Consider the following 16,116-nt stretch of genomic DNA (forward strand, 5'->3'; position numbering starts at 1 on the left):
GTCTACGCCGCTCGTTTCAGGCGTGACGCAGCGCCCTACAGCAGCCCAGGCCAGTGCTGCTTTTCCTAAAAATCGCCTTAATCATAAGGGTTTAGCAGGGGGTTGCATATTCGATGAATAAAGCTAAAATCGATTAAAGATGTAAACAAGATTTCACATAAGTTTACGAAAAAAATAACAAGATCAAACTATAGAGGAGAGTCCGATGTACATCAGCGCAAAAAAGCTGGCTGGTCTGGTTGCGTTTAACGCGTTAGGGTTAACTCTGACGTTAGTTTTGGCGAATCAAATACTTTAAATCACCTCTAACTTGAATAATTAGTCACGTCCCGGTTTGCAGTCCGGGACGGCTGCCTGACGTCCCGAATCTATTGAGGACGCCCTCTCTTCTACTACCTATCTCATTCTCGCCACACGGCACTTAACTGAATTGCTTCGCCAGCGGGTATATCTTTGACCTGTTTGTGAACCTGGCCAGTTATAGAAAAGTGAACCTCTATATCAGCAAGTTCAAAGTTTTCCGCCACATAGTCGCCTCCCAGCACGGGCAGTTTTTTGAAGCTATACAACATCCCAGGTTTTAACACCAAGCCTTGTTCCTTGAGCTGCGCGACGATAGCCGCCAAAAAGCACTCATTAACCAGATTCGTATCTCGCAGCTTATGACGAAAGTCCTCGTAGGAATCCGCCACTTTCTCATAGGTCCCATCGCCCGTGGATAACAAAAATACCTCTCCGTTACGTTCCTGGAGATAAGCGTCGCCTGTGGAAGAAATCAAAATGGGTTGCGCGGCGTCTCCCACCAACCAACGCCAGTCACTTATGAGACAGCTCTTATCAAGGCGCTCGATATTTACTGTCAGATCATTCCAGGTTATCGACATATGACTTCCTTTATTATTGAGGGTTCAGTTACAAGTCTTTACAGTTAAACATGCAGACATAGTTAATCCAAATGGACTATACTGATCTTACGGTGGTGATAAACCCTTGCAGAAGCAGCCACCGACCGAATTAGGAGGCCCTGAACGCCTCCTTTTTTCTTTTTAGCGCCCCTTCCCCTGATTGTCTTATCCCACAGCATCAAGCCTTAAACATCAGAAGTATTGGGGCGCAGTCCACCTCACCACATCCAAACGTAAAGTTGACTGTTTTCATGAGGCATTATTTTATTCTTGGTCTACACTTTCTCTCGTAGTGACACAGACCTGTTGTGTCAACAGCTTAGAATCAAATCTTGGGAGGCCTCTTGGCCTCCTTTTTTTGTTTTCGTTCTTTAGATATAAGTCTTTATTATTTTTAGCACTATCAACAATTTGTTAGCCTACAGGCGTCTAATTTCTCTGCTACAAGGCGCCAGTTGATGACACCCGAATATGATGTAAAGGAACTCGCCAGGGAGATGGAAGAGTGGAGCCCCAAGGAAGTGATGCGTAAGGCGTTGGAGCTTTACGACAATATCGCAATTTCGTTCAGTGGCGCAGAAGATGTGGTTCTGATAGAGATCGCCAGCAAACTAAAGAAGAACATCCAGGTGTTCACACTGGATACAGGCCGCCTGCATCCCGAGACTTATCGATTCATCGAAAAAGTACGCGATCACTATAATCTGCAAATTGAAACGCTATACCCCAACTCGGAGGACGTAGAACGTCTGGTCAAGGAAAAGGGGCTCTTCAGCTTCTATAAAGATGGCCACTCTGAATGTTGCGGCGTTCGCAAAGTGGCGCCGCTAAGGCGCAAGCTCGCTAACGTCGACGCCTGGATCACCGGGCAAAGAAAAGACCAAAGTCCCAGTACACGTAATAAAGTGGCGTTAGTGGAAGAAGACGCCGCATTTGGCGCGCCGGATCATCCTTTGGTCAAATTCAATCCTCTGGCGAATTGGACGTCGCAGGACGTATGGAACTACATCAGGATGTTCGATGTTCCCTACAATGAACTGCATACAAAAGGATTCATCAGTATCGGCTGCGAACCTTGCACGCGACCCGTGCTACCCAATCAACATGAGCGTGAAGGACGCTGGTGGTGGGAGGAGTCCACCATCAAGGAATGCGGGCTACATGCAGGCAACCTCAAAAGCTGAGCCCCACGCGCCTGCCCGCAGCAACCTCTAGTATGTGGGCAGGCTGATACTCTCGAAAAGTTCTTCGATTTCCGCCTTGGTGGCCTTTTGAGACGCCTGATCCACCAGTTCTCTGGTGAGATGAGGTGCGAAACGCTGGATAAACTCGTACATGTAACCACGAATAAACGTCCCCCGCCGAAAGCCGATTTTCGTCGTGCTGGGACGAAACAGCTTGCTGGCGTCCAGGGCCACCAAATCAGAGTCCGCCACCGGGTCATACGCCATGCGGGCGATGATGCCAACACCCAATCCCAGTCGCACATATGTCTTGATAACGTCGGCATCCGCCGCGGTGAACACTACTTTTGGCGTCAGCCCTTTTTCACTAAAGGCTTCATCTAATTTAGAGCGCCCAGTGAAGCCGAACACGTATGTAACGATAGGGAACGCCGCCACATCTTCTATTTCAAGCTTCTTCTTCTCGGCCAGAGGATGGTTTTTCGGCACCACTACACAGCGGTTCCAGCGGTAGCAGGGAATCATGATCAGATCGGAAAAGTGCTCCAGCGCTTCCGTGGCGATGGCGAAGTCCACGGTGCCGTCCGCCGCCATTTCCGCGATCTGCATTGGCGTGCCCTGATGCATATGCAACGAGACTTCCGGATATTCCTGAATGAAGCTGCGAATGATGGAAGGCAGCGCATATCGCGCCTGCGTGTGAGTCGTGGCGATGCTGAGGTCGCCTTTACGCTGATTGCTGAATTCCTGGGCGATCTGTTTGATGCCGTCGACCTTACGCAGAATCTCACCGGCGACTTTGATGATGGTCTCTCCCGCCGGCGTCACCCTGGTCAGGTGCTTGCCGCTGCGAGAGAAAATCTCCACGCCCAGTTCATCCTCCAGCAGACGGATTTGTTTACTGATGCCGGGTTGTGAGGTGTAAAGACTCTGAGCAGTGGCGGACACGTTGAGATCATGATGGGCGACTTCCCATATGTATCTCAGCTGTTGCAGTTTCATTGAATTGTCTCCTTGCAGCCCGGCGTTATTATAATTGGAGATAAAAATATAAATAAATATTCTTTTTAAGAATAGATAAATCTAGCTAGATTGGCCAAATAATTCTTGGCTTATTACGCATTTGTTAGTTTAGACCATCTCTATGGAAATTCTTTTATATATTGTCGCCGGGGCCGGCGTTGGTTTTTTGGTCGGTTTGACAGGCGTTGGCGGCGGTTCGTTGATGACGCCGTTGCTGATTCTTTTCGGCTTTCCCGCGCATACGGCGATCGGCACCGATCTGCTCTACGCCGCTATCACCAAGTCCGGCGGCGTCGTCACTCACGCCCGCAGCGGCACGGTAAACTGGAAGCTGGCGGCCACCCTCGGCGCTGGCAGTATTCCCGCGTCGATCATCACCACCCAAGTTCTCGCGCACTACTTCCCTCACCCGGAAGCGTATAAACACCTGTTGACCACCAGCCTGGGCTTGATGCTGATCGTCACCGCCGCTGTGCTTCTATTTAAAGACCGGTTGCTGCGCGCCAGCTCCGGGGCGACGGTCATGAGCGACGAGCGACGCGCCGGGGTCACCGTATTTATGGGCGTCATACTGGGCGTGTTTGTGACATTGTCCTCCGTCGGCGCAGGCGCTATCGGCACCGCCCTGCTTATGCTGCTTTATCCCGCTTTGTCTTCGTCCCGCGTCGTCGGCACAGATCTCGCTCACGCCGTTCCCCTGACCTTCATTGCGGGTCTCGGACACATGCAGTTAGGGAACATAGACTACTATCTGCTCGGCAGCCTGTTGATCGGCTCTCTGCCAGCGATCCATTTCGGAACCGCCCTGGCTAAACGGATGCCTTCGGCCGTGCTGCGCCCCGCCTTGGCGAGCATGCTGTTGATCATCGGCGTCAAATACGCGTTTTTCTGATAATTGACGCAGACGGCTAATGTCTCTATTCATCCAGCACCCCGTTAAAGAGCCCGCTCTAACGGGGTATGGCGCGCATATTTCATTGATTTAATTGAGTTCAGTTGACAAGTTTTCAGTTTCCATAAAGACTGAAACCCGCTTTTGGCCATACTGACTGCACTCTGCGCATGATCGTTCTCGAAACCAAACTTTTCCCGCTTCGCCTCGACGACAGCCTGTTAACGCGGCAGCGTCTGCTTGCCCGCATCGGCGAACCCGGCAGCGCCCGCTTTATTGGCCTCGTTGCACCCGCCGGCTTTGGAAAATCCACGCTGGCGCGGCAATGGACGCAGTCTCATCATGCGCTTACCAGTTGGATCTCGCTCGATCCTGCCGATAATTCCGCCACTACATTCTGGAGCTATGTCGTAGAAGGGTTGCGTCGTAACGGCTTGGACGACATCAGAGAGCTGCGCGCGCACTTGCAGGAAACAGCGCACACCAACGTCAGAGTGCTGGTGACTGCGCTAATCAACCAGCTACACCAGTATCAGGATCGCCACTTTGTGCTGGTTCTGGACGACCTACATCATATCGCCAACAAGGACATCTTCGACGGCTTAACCTATCTGGTGGACTTCGCGCCCGCCAACTTCACCTTGCTCGTCACGTCCCGTAACGAGCCGTCGTTTCCGCTCGCTCGCTGGAAGGTAAAACGCTACGCCAAATTGCTCTATTCCGCAGACTTGGTGTTCGACTCGCAGGAAGTCGCAGACTTATTCGCCCTTGCATTAGACGTCAAAGTCAGCCCGGAAGCTGCGGCTCGCGTCGTCGGCTCCACCGGCGGCTGGGCTGCGGCGTTGCAGTTATTGTCGCAAGCGGATTTGAAACGGGCGGACGGAGCCTTATCAAACGAGAAATTTGAGCAGGCGCTAGCCCAGGCTAAGAAAGAGATCGACGACTACGTCGCCCAGGAAGTACTGGACGATCTACCGTCCCATCTGCGTGAATTCATTCTGGAAATGGCGGGAGCACCCCGCTTTGACGCACCGCTGTGCGACCAGGTCAGAAGCGCTCAGGACAGCCATCAGATATTGCAGGAGCTGGAAGCGCGCAACCTGTTTCTGATTCCTCTGGATGACGCTGGCCAATGGTTTCGTTTCCATGAGCTGTTCCGCGATGGCGCATTGCACTGCTTGAGGCAGCGCCAGCCGGAAGTGCATCTACAACACTGCCGCAATGTCGTGCGAGCCTGCCTGGAGCGCAGACTTTATTTGGAATCCGTGCAATTGATCATGCACATTCAGGCCTGGGATCTGCTGCAATCCACCCTGGAGAGCATCGGCAACCAACTGGTCCGGCAGGGATACCACCTCTACATCATTGAATGGCTTAACGACGCCCCGCAAGAGCTACTTGACCAGTCACTGCGTCTGCAACTGCTGAAAATATGGTGTCTGCTTTACGACAACCAGTTCGCCGCCATTCCCGATCTGGTGGAAGCGGTGAAGAAGCACCCTTTGCTGCCCGAGCAGGATGATACCGTGCGCCATGAGTTGCGCCTGCTCGAAGCCTACGCCGCGCGGAGCCGCAAGGACATTCAGACCGCCAGCGCGCTGACGCAGTCCGTCTTACAGGACCTGCAGCAGATCAACGCCCCAATCAAGTCCCTGGCCTACTTCGGTCTGGGCAACGACTACTACGGCCTGGGGCGACTGGATGACGCCATTGCGGCATTAAAGGAAGCCGTCACGCTGGGCAAACTGGAGCAACGCTTCTCCACCGTGCTTTCCAGCCTGGGCCTGCTGCTATGGATCATGCAAATCAAGGGGGAGTTTCTACATGCGATCAATTTGTTCCGACAAACGGAACTCTGGGTGCAGAGTTATCATAAGGACGGCCCTGAACCCAATATTGTCTCATGCTGGCTGAACAGCTCGCTGGTGCTGATCCATTGCGCCCTGGGCAATCAGGAACACGCCGAGCGCTTTCTCAAACCAATGCTGTCATTCGTAGATAACGCGGAGCCGCAACAGAAGCTCATCACCTATTACACCTGGGCGGAATTCAACCGCCATTGCAGCGATTACCCGCAAGCGCTACGTCATTATGAACAGGCTCGCGAACAGTTGGAATATAACCAGCGCGAACTGGCTGCCTTCGCCCCGCCCGTTCTGGCCGGCAAGTTGCACTGCCTGCTGGATAAAGGCGACATAGCCAGTGCTGAATCCGTTTGCGCCCTTATTCTGGGCAAAGACCCCAAAGAGGCTTCGCCTTTTGAGGCTATGGAAAACCTGTCTGCACAGGCGCGTTTTTTTCTACGCAAACAGCAATGGCGCAATTTGCAGGAAACCGCTGAACTTATACTGGCTCTCGCCGAAAACCACGGCTCTTCCCGTTATCAGGCGCAAGCCAAACTGCTGCACGCCGCCGCTATGGGGGGACAAAATCAGTCAGAGGCCGCGCTCCGCCTGATAAGTGAGGCATTGGCGCTGGGTGAAAGCAACGATTTCGTCGCCATGTTCCTGACGGACGACGCCTATCTGAGGCCGTTATACGCCAACCTGGATATCGCCGAAACAAGCCCGGCTTACCTGGAAAAGCTGCAAGTCACCTCATCTTCCCAGAATGCTGCGCCAATGCGAGAAGAAGAGCCGCAGACCCAGACAGAAGGTTTGCTGGAAGAGTTAAGTAAGCGGGAAATGGAGGTGCTGACGCTGATTTACGAAGGGCTCCCCAATAAAAAGATCGCGGACCGATTATTCCTGGCGCCCGCCACCGTAAAGGCGCACATTCGCAATATATACGGAAAAATCGGCGCGGCGAGCCGTACGGAAGCATTGGCCCGGGCCCGTCATCTAGGCCTGTTGTGATCCATTACCTCCTTTTTACGCCCTATGGACGATGCGGCTACGCCCCCTCATTTTTTACGCTAGCCCTATGAATCGAATTCGACAAAGCCTTTCATTTCGAATTCTCTTGCAGGGCTTGTCCCTGCTTTTTTTGTCTCCTTATGAGCGCAGGAAGTTTCATCTCCTGTTTTGCGCCAGCGGCGATGTCTGGCTATGCAGCTTCGAACTCGCCGCCCCTTTTTCCGGCCGCTTCGGCATTTTCAGACAACGCCCATACTTTAGCGCAGTGCAATATGCCGTTGTTTCCTGCTTATATAAGGATGACGTGGCTCTTTATAAGTTATAAGCCTAGGATTCACTGGCGGTGGGCTGACGAATATCCGCCGAGACCACTTTGTAAGGCGGCAACGCGTTGAGAATGATACGGCCGTAGGAGCGCGTCCACAGACGACGGTCCATAATCGAAATCTTACCGCTGTCCCTCTCGCTGCGCAGTAAGCGTCCACATGCCTGTAGCAAACGCGTGATTGCGTCAGGCAGCACCACCTGGTTGAACGGATTGCCGCCCTTGGATTTCAGCCACTCCGCGTAGGTCGCCTCCACCGGATCATCCGGCACGGCGAAAGGCAGCTTCGCAATAATGACGTGCTTGAGATAATCTCCCGGCAAGTCCAGACCCTCGGCGAAACTGGCCAGACCAAACAGTACGCTGCCCTTGTTTTCATCCACTCGCGAACGGTGATTGTCGATCAGCTGGCCTTTGTTGCCTGAGTCCTGGGTGATGATCAGGCTCCCCAGTTTGGTATCCGCCAGGGCGCGGGCGGCGAACTGCATGTGTTTGCGCGCGCTGAACAGTACCAAGGTGGCCTGCTTTTCATCAATGATGCGTAATAGTGCCTGACTCAGCATTTCCAGATAGCTTTCTGAGTCTTGCGGGTCGCGACCAAGATCGCACAACTCCAGAGTACAATTGTTGTTGAAGTCGAACGGACTGTGATGAATCGCAAAGATACTGCCGTCGGGAAGGCCCACCTGTCCCGCCAGGCGGTCAAAGCGCCCCGCCACACTCAGCGTCGCGGAAGTCAGCACACAGCCAAACGCTCGCGACCACAGCCGCTTGCGCAGCAGATGCGCCGCATTGGTGGGGCTGACATGCACGACCACATCGCTATCCGCTTCTTTAGCCCAGGTCGTCAGCCAGCGGGCGGTTGGCGTGTGACCTGCCTGGACTTCCTCGCCCATGATTCGCCATACATCTTCCAGATTCTCGACTTGCGACTGATACACCGACAGCGCCATCACCGCCTGATCATAGGCCTGTCGCTGCGCGCCGCCTTGCTGCTCTTTTTCTGCAAGATCCCGCAAGCGCTTGAGCACCGCCTCCAGTTCCTTATTCATCTCTGCGACCTTATCCGCCATCGCCGCTGACAGCTTGCGCAGCTCCTCGGGAATCACGCCCATGGGATAACGGTATTGAAAGGTGGCGCGCTCGTCGTTTTCTTCCCACTCTATGGTTTCATTCAGAAACCGGGCGACGGCGTCGAGATGGTGATGCATTTCCTGGGACAACGCCGCCATTGGGCTGACCCGGTTGGTGATCTGCTCGTCGTAAGCGAAAACGCTTTGCCCTTCCACCAGGGCGCGGCTCAGTCCACGCAACATTTTCTGCGAGGATTTCAAACCGGCGCTGAAGGCGAAGTGATTCAACGCCTTATCCGCCATGTGGTGGGCTTCGTCAAAGATGTAAATGGTTTCTTCCGGCGGCGGCAGAACAAAACCGCCGCCTAACGCCAGATCCGCGAACACCAAATCGTGGTTCGCGACGATAATTTCCGCCTTTTCGGACTCCATCTTCGCCTTGTAATAGGCGCACTGAGTAAAGAATGAGCAACGCTTATTCAGGCACTGGCGATGGTCCGTGGTCACCGTTGACCAGATCGTCTCTTCGATGGGCTCCGGGGCGCTGTCCCAGTCTCCGCTCCACCCTTTGTCCACCATCCAGTTCATGAACCGTTGGTAGGCCTCTGCATCCACATCCTGCCCACCGCTCTCCTGCGGCCCATCCAGCAACAAAATGCCTTGCTCTTGGCCAGCCAGATAGGAATCAAGTTTATGCAGACAGATATAGCGCCCGCGCCCTTTCGCCAGCGCGACTTTGAATTCAAGATCCGTGTGCTCCGCCAGCAACGGCAATTCACGCTGCACGACTTGCTGCTGCAGCGTCACGGTGGCGGTGGAAATAACGATTTTTTTGCGCAACGCGGCCGCGAACGGAATGGACGCCATTAAATAGGCCAGGGTTTTCCCTGTGCCGGTCCCCGCCTCCACAACACAAGTGGTGGCGTCGTTGCTGCGGCGAAACTCGCCGTCCAGTTCGATGGAGGACAGATAACGCGCTATCTCAGCGATCATATGCCGCTGCCCGGAGCGAGGCTTGATGTTACGGGCGGCGATATACTTTCGATAGGCGGACTGAATCTGCTCCTTTATACCTTCACTTACCATGCTCGCCTAACTTTCGGGAGCCCAGTTACGGATGACGGGAATCCAGAATAACTGGCCGCCTTTATCCAACACTACGCCGTTCTCGGTAATCTGATACACCTTCAGGCCGGAGAAACGTTGTCCTTCCCGAAGATAGTTATTGTTGATCATAATTCTACGGTCATCCGGACTGGCGCTGTAGATATGACTATTGAACTCCATCGCTGGAATCTGCTGCTGAAAAGCCGTACTCAGCTCAGAAATATTAGGATACTGATCTTCCACGTTCTGAGCCGCTTCCGCCGCTCCAGAGCCGGGGATAATCATCGTTCTGCGTGAAGCGCCGCTGGAGGGCGCGATCAGCATGCCGCCATCCGTATTGATCGTCTCCTCTTCTTCACCACCGAGATCCACATAGATATCGGTGTTCGAGGCGGTATCCAGGGGCACCTTATCAACCATAAAGTCCGAGTTATTCGCGCTCATCGGTTGTACGGGAACCGCCTGACTCGGAGCGCTCGCGGCAGCTGGCTGCGCTGACAGGGGTTGCGCTGGCGTCGCAGGAGCGGTCGCCGACGAGGCTGTAGATGAAGCGGGAGCGGCGTCAGCGGAGGCTGTCTCCACTGGCGTCTCTTTTTCGAAAGGCCGATTCATAAAAAAGAAAATCGCCAGGGCGATGGCGTTGAGGCTCAGCAATAAAATGAGAATCAGCGCCCAGGGCGCGCGCTTCTCTTTACGGGGCATCATGAATGCGCCGCCTTGCACCACGTCAGGCAGCTTTTCCTGATACCTTTCTGATTCGGAACGTCTCAGGGCTTCAAGTATATAGGACATGTCGTTTTCCTATGAGCGCTTGATCGGAATAAGCAGAGGCGCTGTGCTGTCAGTCCAGCTGTTTAACATGATCAGGGTGATGGCGCCGGGAATGCCGTCCGGCAATATCCCGACCTCCTGTTGAAACCAACGCACCCGGTCTTTCAATGAGGTGTCGGGCAGCGGCTCCAGTGAAGGCTTTTCGCCCTGAGACAGCCAAACCTCGTTCACCCGTTTGATCTTGCCGTCAATCCACTCATTTTCACCCTGCACTTCCCCTGGCTGAATCACCATGGACGCATAAGGAGGCACTTTCCACAAAATACTGTAATCGCCCTGCCAATGCCCATCCAGTTCCGCCAAAGGAATAGTATGACGTTCCCCATCCAGTTCAATCACCGCTGACTGATCCGCCGATACGGAGATTAGCGCAGCGCTGAAGGTTTCGCCGGTATTATTCATCAATTTCAACACGGCTGGACGATTCAGCTGCAGAAGGCTGCGCCAATTGCCCTGTCGATGCAGGCAGCGCAGCCCGCGAGTCTCTACGAATTCACACACCAAACCGCGAGCGCCGGCATTGTCGGCCAGTCCCCAGATATGCATCACAGACTGATAGGCCTTACGCGTATTGTCGCCCTTGGGTTGATAGCCGCCCAGCACCTTGGATGCTGAGGTCGCCACTGGCGATACCCAGGCGGCGGGCTGTGCAGCGGCGGTTGCAGTCGCGCCGCCGACGGAAGCTTCAGAAGCGCCCCCTTTCTCTTCGGAAGGTAAGGCGGCGTCTTTAAGCGCGCCCTCATCCCGCTGAATCTGGCCTCCCCCTTCGCTCGCATCCGATAAGGCGGACGCCTGCGCAACCGCGCCAATGGCCTTTTCCGGCTGGCGGCGATCCTGATTGAGCGACAAGCCCAGCACCAGGGTCAAACCACCCGCCAACGCGCCAGCGGCGAAGCCTTTGACGATCCAGTTGTCCAACCATTTCACGGTGGTGCGTTTGGCGTTAAGGCCAATTTCTTTGCCCGCCATCTTGACCAGCGCAGGGGTCACCACCTGGCTGTTTTCCGAATAAGCGCCTAACAGCGCCCGGTCGCAGATCAGGTTGATAATACGAGGTATGCCGCGACTGAGCTTATAAACCTTATTGATCGCCGCATTACTGAACAGTTCTTTGCGACAGCCTGCAACGGACAGGCGATAACCGATATAGGCGCGCACATCCACGGGTGAGAGCGCGTCCAAGTGATAACGGGCCGTAATGCGCTGCACTAACTGACGCAATTCCGGCCGCTGCAGCAGCTCTTTCAATTCCGGCTGCCCCAGCAAAATAATCTGCAACAGTTTCTTTTTTTCTGTTTCCAGGTTGGTGAGCAGTCGCAATTGCTCCAGTACATCCGAAGACAGATTCTGCGCTTCATCAATCACCAGCGCAGTATGCTTGCCGGCCGCGTGCGCTTTCAGCAAATGCTTGTGAATAACGTCAATCAGGATCTTGATGGAGCATTGGGCGGGATAAGCGATGTGCAACTCATCGCAGATCGTGGCCAACAGCTCTCTGGCGGTGAGTTTCGGATACAGGATGAAAGCGATGTCCGTGTTTTTCGGCACCCGCTGCAAAAAGCAGCGACAGGTGGTGGTCTTACCGGTGCCGACTTCACCGGTCAGCAGCACGAAGCCCCCTTCCCTTTCAATGCCGTACAACAAATGCGCCAAAGCCTCTCTGTGGCGTTCGCTCATGTAGAGATAACGGGGATCAGGCGCGATGGAAAATGGGCTTTCTTTTAATCCGAAAAACGCTTCGTACATGGAATCCAAAATTGCGCCTGTTGGCGCGGGCATAGTTACTGTCAACGCGCTAGTGTAACGCGCCGGACGACGGAGTTAAATTATAGAAACGGCAAATTTCAGGGATTCGTCCATGAAACACATAAATTCCCCGTCAGCGTCGCGACTGCGCTCTATTATGTCTATTTGGTAACGTTCACCACCCGCAATTCCGCCTTGCGTCCCTGCAGCCTGTTTTTCAATCGCTTGATTCCTTTCTCCAGAGTCAGACTGATCTTGGAGTGTGTCCGAATCATGGATATTTTCGGCCAAGTGGCGCGCTCGCCTTCCAGCGCCAGGCGCTCGACGACATCCGGCGAGGGATTGGAAAGCATCCGCCGGAAATGCCAGAAGCTATAACGGGGCGCAATGGTGACATCGCCATAATAGCGTTGCGCCAAAACCGTATAGGCTTGCCCGCACAGCTGCCGCAGCAGTTCCGGCTCGGCCTGTTTCCGCAGATAATCGAACGCGCCCATGCCGTGAAATTGCATTTCCGCCTTGATCACCCGCAACGGCAGCGACGCCAGACTGATTTTCTGGTCGCGTTTCTTCGCATTCATAAATGGAACGATATGCGGATTGGTCTGGCTCACAATGGAAAAGTTAATGTCATACAGATGCTTGAGTCGCTCTATAGGCAGATCGCTCACCACTGAGCCGTCCACCCAGCGAAGTTTCGGCATGTAGGGAACAATGCCGCCGTTCTCATCCTTGCGCATCAAACGCACGGGCGGGAACACTGCGGGAACCGCCGACGACGCCAGCGCAGCGCTCCATACCAGGAGATAAGGCGAGGTATAACCGCTAAGTAAGCGCTCCTTCTGGTGATGATGCACGGGCGAGACAGAGATATTAATGCTGCGGCCAGTACGCTGATAGGCCTCTAAAAAGGAATACTCGCCAATATTCGAACGCAGACATTTCTCCAGCTGGCGGATATCCATAAACCCGCGCCCGCGCAGACCATTGAACATCCCCATCCAGCGCCAAGCTTTCAGATTGTGGCGATGGGGCTCCAGCATTTCCGGAATTTCCGCATCAGTATGAGTCCCCAGCATGGCCGCAATGACGGACCCAACACTGGAGCCAGCGATCACCTGAGGCAGCAGGCCGCGCTCCCACAGCGCCTTGATCACGCCAAGATGAAACAGACCCAATGTCGCGCCCCCGCTCAGCAATAGTGAAGGCCGGCCGAAGCTGATCGACGTATCTTTGAAAAACTCCAGTTTCTGCCGCGGCGGCAGCTCGGGAATATCATTGTCACAGACGTAATTGAGCGCATCACAGACTTGATTGACGTACTCCTCAATCAAGTGCTTGGTGCCGATATAACTGTGCTGATACAGCAACGCATTCCCCATATTGCCGAGGTCATGGTGCAACCCTTCGCGCAAACTGCGGATCAGTTTGGAGTGATCCCGCCCCTGCATCGCGTTGCGAAGCTCCATCAGGCGGTCATAAATCAGCTCATAATTGTATAAATCGCTGGCGAATGACTCCTTCCACTCCACATGCCCTTCCAGATAGTCCAGCTCCAGCGCGGCGTCACGCCAGGTGGCGTAATCTCTCGCCTCGGCCATCGCCTTACGGTACTTGTGAAGTTTCGTGTTCAAATATCTCGACATCATTCCCACCCAGCTATCAAATCCTTAGATTAAATATAGCTTATCGGACAGGGAGGGCCGCAAGTAGCTAAACAAGTGAAGGACGGAAAGAGGCGTGGCGAGAAAAAGGATGAGGATGAGACGGCGAGAGACTGGCTCCCGCCTGACAGGATCAATAGTCTTCGTCGAAGTCGTCGGAGGTAAAGGGATCTTCGATCTTGCCATCGTTGATCAGGAACTCACGCTGCTGCAGATAAGCGTTTCTGACGAAGGTATAACGATCGCCCTGGATCAGATTTTCCGCCGGAATAATATCGGCGCGTTTGTCGACAATACGGGTTGCGCTGGCGATATATCTTTCCGGCTCAGAGAACAGATACCCTACCGGGTCCGCATAACTATCAGGAATGCGGCCAATGGTGTCGGTAATCGTGCCTGGGCCCAGGAACGGCAGCATCAGATAGTTGCCCTGGGGTACGCCCCAATAACAAAGCGTCTGACCGAAATCCTCTTTGTCGACGGAAATATCAAAGGCTGTCGCCACATCGAACAGACCGCCAACTCCCCAAGTGCTGTTAAACATGATACGACTGGCCGTCGCTGCGGCCTCGTGATGCTTCAACTGCAGAATATTGTTGGCCAGCGTAACGACATCGCCAAGGTTACCAAAAAAGTTCGTAATTGAGCGATCGACGACTTCCGGGGTCACTGCCCGATAGCCTTTGGCGACGGGGCGCAGAAAGTAGTCGTCGAGAAATTCGTTAAAGGCGAAAACCTTTCTATTGTAAGATTCCCACGGGTCCTGTGGGTGAGAAGCCATCGCCCCTGCGGGTGCGGCCATTGACAATAACAAAACGGCGGACAAACGCCTTGTATGCTGCGGTTTACTCGTATCCATAAATCCCACTTAAGCGCCTTGGGGGGCTCTCTGTATTCTTCAGTCTGGCTTAACTTCGGCGGTATTCAAGACTCTCAAAGCTTCCGTCTTCTTGCGGCGACCTCTCAACGTCGTCGCTACGCGGAATGCTGAACTGGCCGCGGGCGCTTATTTTTATTGGATATGGCGGCGGGTTGGCTCAAAGGCCCGTTTAATATGCGGGCTAACTCACATTTTTGCAACGGCCGAGCAGTCTACCTGACAAAGTATCCACTTCAAAGTAGGTATTCCTCTGTAGCCCGGGCTTTATGATTCGCGACCCCAGCTTGCGTCTTTCAACTCAGTTCCCGTCCACGAGTCTGTCTCAATATGACACTTATGAATAGTTACAGTTCAATGAAACGGGTTGCGCTGACTATCCAAAATAAAGAAGGAGTCAGGCCCAGAAATGAAAAAGCCGCGACGCATTCGCCACGGCCAGAGAAAAGAAAGGTCTGGATTTCAGACTGAATCAAACCTTGCGAACAATAATGCTGCCGGCGGAATAACCTGCGCCAAAGGAGCAGATCACGCCCAATGCGCCGCCATTCAGGTCCTGCTTGTTCAGGTGAAATGCGATGATGGAGCCGGCTGAGCTGGTGTTGGCGTAGGTGTCCAAAATGGTTGGAGCCTCTTCCGCTGTCGCCTCTCGTCCCAGCACTCTCTTTGAAATCAGCTGATTCATGCTCAAGTTCGCCTGATGCAGCCACATGCGATTGAGCCTGGAGGCGTCGATATCGTTGCCACCCAAATGCTCCACAATCATCTCGGAGACCATTGGCACCACTTCTTTAAACACCTTGCGTCCATTCTGGACGAAGAGTTTGTCTGGCTTGCCAATCCCGGATTCATCACAACGGTTCAAGAAGCCGAAGTTGTTGCGGATATTGTTGGAGAACAGTGTCTTAAGCTTGGTTCCGATAACTGCAAACTGGTGCTGGCTGGTCGCAGTCTCCGCCTTCTCCAGAAGAATCGCCGTGCAGGCGTCGCCAAAGATAAAGTGGCTGTCGCGATCCCTGAAATTCAGGTGGCTGGAGCAAATCTCCGGATTCACCACCAATACCGCGCGAGCGGAACCGGATTCAATCGCGTTGACCGCAGCCTGAATGCCAAACGTAGCGGAAGAACAGGCGACGTTCATGTCATAGGCGAAACCGTCAATGCCCAAGGCGCTCTGCACTTCCACCGCCACTGCGGGATAAGCGCGTTGCAGGTTTGAACAGGCGACAATGACCGCATCAATGTCCGCCGGGGTCTTGCCCGCTTCAGCCATGGCTTTTTTCGCCGCATCGACCGCCATTTCACACTGCACGCTTGGCTCTTCGTTGCTGCGCTCTGGGATATAGGGGTGCATACGGTCTACGTCCAGTACGCCCTCTTTGTCCAGAACGTAGCGACTTTTGATGCCGGATGCTTTGAGGATAAAATCAGCCGAGGATTCTTGTAGCGCGGCGACTTCCCCTGACTCGATTTTCTCTTTGTTCTCTTCGTTAAAACGTTGCACATAGGCGTTAAACGAAGCCACCAGCTCTTCATTGGATATGCTGTAAGCCGGGGTAAACAGGCCCGTGCCGCTAATGACTACAGAACTCACGATTCAGCCTCTACTTATTTAATTAGTTATTGCACTCGCG

The 16,116-nt window shown here is 53.8% G+C and carries 11 protein-coding genes; 3 read left to right on the plus strand and 8 right to left on the minus strand.

All coding sequences use genetic code 11. The annotated features are described in order from the left end of the window. Positions 1-401: 401 nt before the first annotated feature. The gene (locus tag ACQYWX_RS18665; protein ID WP_431685919.1) at positions 402-884 is read right to left on the minus strand and encodes a T6SS immunity protein Tdi1 domain-containing protein; all 483 of its coding nucleotides are present in this window, start codon (positions 882-884) and stop codon (positions 402-404) included. A 479-nt stretch (positions 885-1,363) separates the two neighbouring features. On the opposite strand from ACQYWX_RS18665, the gene ACQYWX_RS18670 reads away from it, so the two are divergent. Then, positions 1,364-2,089 (plus strand): phosphoadenylyl-sulfate reductase, encoded by a 726-nt coding sequence (locus ACQYWX_RS18670; RefSeq protein ID WP_431685920.1) that lies wholly within the window; start codon positions 1,364-1,366, stop codon positions 2,087-2,089. Between the two features lie 27 nt (positions 2,090-2,116). Here the strand turns inward: ACQYWX_RS18670 and cysB are convergent, their stop codons facing one another. Continuing rightward, a complete protein-coding gene (cysB, locus tag ACQYWX_RS18675) occupies positions 2,117-3,091 on the minus strand; it encodes an HTH-type transcriptional regulator CysB (protein WP_216735560.1) in 975 nt (324 codons plus the stop codon). A gap of 142 nt (positions 3,092-3,233) precedes the next feature. Here cysB and ACQYWX_RS18680 point away from each other — a divergent pair, with 142 nt between their 5' ends. Continuing rightward, a complete protein-coding gene (locus ACQYWX_RS18680; protein ID WP_216735559.1) occupies positions 3,234-4,004 on the plus strand; it encodes a sulfite exporter TauE/SafE family protein in 771 nt (256 codons plus the stop codon). Positions 4,005-4,174: 170 nt separating this feature from the next. Further along, positions 4,175-6,859 carry a LuxR C-terminal-related transcriptional regulator gene (locus tag ACQYWX_RS18685; RefSeq protein ID WP_431685921.1) on the plus strand — a complete coding sequence of 895 codons (2,685 nt, stop codon included), beginning with the start codon at positions 4,175-4,177 and terminating at the stop codon, positions 6,857-6,859. A 327-nt stretch (positions 6,860-7,186) separates the two neighbouring features. On the opposite strand, the gene dinG is transcribed toward ACQYWX_RS18685, so the two are convergent. From dinG to ACQYWX_RS18715, 6 genes are all read right to left on the minus strand, one after another. Then, on the minus strand, positions 7,187-9,343 hold the full coding sequence (gene dinG, locus ACQYWX_RS18690) for an ATP-dependent DNA helicase DinG (protein WP_431685922.1): 2,157 nt from the start codon (positions 9,341-9,343) through the stop codon (positions 7,187-7,189). Positions 9,344-9,349: 6 nt separating this feature from the next. Beyond that, the gene (locus ACQYWX_RS18695) at positions 9,350-10,156 is read right to left on the minus strand and encodes a general secretion pathway protein GspB (RefSeq protein ID WP_431685923.1); all 807 of its coding nucleotides are present in this window, start codon (positions 10,154-10,156) and stop codon (positions 9,350-9,352) included. 9 nt (positions 10,157-10,165) lie between these two features. Beyond that, complete coding sequence (locus ACQYWX_RS18700; RefSeq protein ID WP_431689521.1) at positions 10,166-11,941, minus strand: ExeA family protein; 1,776 nt, start codon at positions 11,939-11,941, stop codon at positions 10,166-10,168. 161 nt (positions 11,942-12,102) lie between these two features. Continuing rightward, positions 12,103-13,575: a DUF3336 domain-containing protein gene (locus ACQYWX_RS18705; protein WP_253938152.1), complete on the minus strand. Its 1,473-nt coding sequence runs from the start codon at positions 13,573-13,575 to the stop codon at positions 12,103-12,105. Positions 13,576-13,738: 163 nt separating this feature from the next. Next, the gene (locus ACQYWX_RS18710; RefSeq protein ID WP_216735554.1) at positions 13,739-14,464 is read right to left on the minus strand and encodes an MlaA family lipoprotein; all 726 of its coding nucleotides are present in this window, start codon (positions 14,462-14,464) and stop codon (positions 13,739-13,741) included. A 490-nt stretch (positions 14,465-14,954) separates the two neighbouring features. Further along, positions 14,955-16,076: a beta-ketoacyl-ACP synthase III gene (locus ACQYWX_RS18715; protein WP_431685924.1), complete on the minus strand. Its 1,122-nt coding sequence runs from the start codon at positions 16,074-16,076 to the stop codon at positions 14,955-14,957. Positions 16,077-16,116: the final 40 nt, after the last annotated feature.

It is taken from the genome of Hahella sp. NBU794 (genome assembly GCF_050749805.1).
GTDB lineage: Bacteria > Pseudomonadota > Gammaproteobacteria > Pseudomonadales > Oleiphilaceae > Hahella.

Excerpts from the sequence above, each read along its gene's own strand:
- ACQYWX_RS18665 (WP_431685919.1), bottom strand. The coding sequence starts at position 884 with ATGTCGATAACCTGGAATGATCTGACAGTAAATATCGAGCGCCTTGAT.
- ACQYWX_RS18670 (WP_431685920.1), top strand. The coding sequence starts at position 1,364 with ATGACACCCGAATATGATGTAAAGGAACTCGCCAGGGAGATGGAAGAG.
- cysB (WP_216735560.1), bottom strand. The coding sequence starts at position 3,091 with ATGAAACTGCAACAGCTGAGATACATATGGGAAGTCGCCCATCATGAT.
- ACQYWX_RS18680 (WP_216735559.1), top strand. The coding sequence starts at position 3,234 with ATGGAAATTCTTTTATATATTGTCGCCGGGGCCGGCGTTGGTTTTTTG.
- ACQYWX_RS18685 (WP_431685921.1), top strand. The coding sequence starts at position 4,175 with ATGATCGTTCTCGAAACCAAACTTTTCCCGCTTCGCCTCGACGACAGC.
- dinG (WP_431685922.1), bottom strand. The coding sequence starts at position 9,343 with ATGGTAAGTGAAGGTATAAAGGAGCAGATTCAGTCCGCCTATCGAAAG.
- ACQYWX_RS18695 (WP_431685923.1), bottom strand. The coding sequence starts at position 10,156 with ATGTCCTATATACTTGAAGCCCTGAGACGTTCCGAATCAGAAAGGTAT.
- ACQYWX_RS18700 (WP_431689521.1), bottom strand. The coding sequence starts at position 11,941 with ATGTACGAAGCGTTTTTCGGATTAAAAGAAAGCCCATTTTCCATCGCG.
- ACQYWX_RS18710 (WP_216735554.1), bottom strand. The coding sequence starts at position 14,464 with ATGGATACGAGTAAACCGCAGCATACAAGGCGTTTGTCCGCCGTTTTG.